Consider the following 275-nt stretch of genomic DNA (forward strand, 5'->3'; position numbering starts at 1 on the left):
AACGACGCGGGCTACCGGAAGATGGCCGACGCCTTCCACCGCGGCGTCCAGGCCGCGGACAGCGCAGGGTGGCTGAGGAACCCTGCCCCCGCCCCCGCCCGCGTACAGTCCGGCGTCGCCGGCAAGTGCATGGACGTCAACGGCGCCGCCACCACCGACGGGACCGCCGTCCAGACGTGGAGCTGCGGCGACGGTGCCAACCAGTACTGGTCCGCCTACACCGACGGCACCCTGCGCTCCATGGGCAAGTGCCTCGACGCCGCCGGCGGGGCCAC

Annotated in this window: 1 protein-coding gene; it reads left to right on the forward strand. The window is 73.8% G+C overall.

All coding sequences use genetic code 11. From position 1 onward, the window contains the following. The coding region (locus KUM44_RS38210; RefSeq protein ID WP_217214374.1) for a ricin-type beta-trefoil lectin domain protein at positions 1–275 on the forward strand (275 nt) is incomplete at both ends.

The sequence above is a fragment of the Streptomyces sp. AC550_RSS872 genome (assembly GCF_019049285.1).
Classification (GTDB): domain Bacteria; phylum Actinomycetota; class Actinomycetes; order Streptomycetales; family Streptomycetaceae; genus Streptomyces.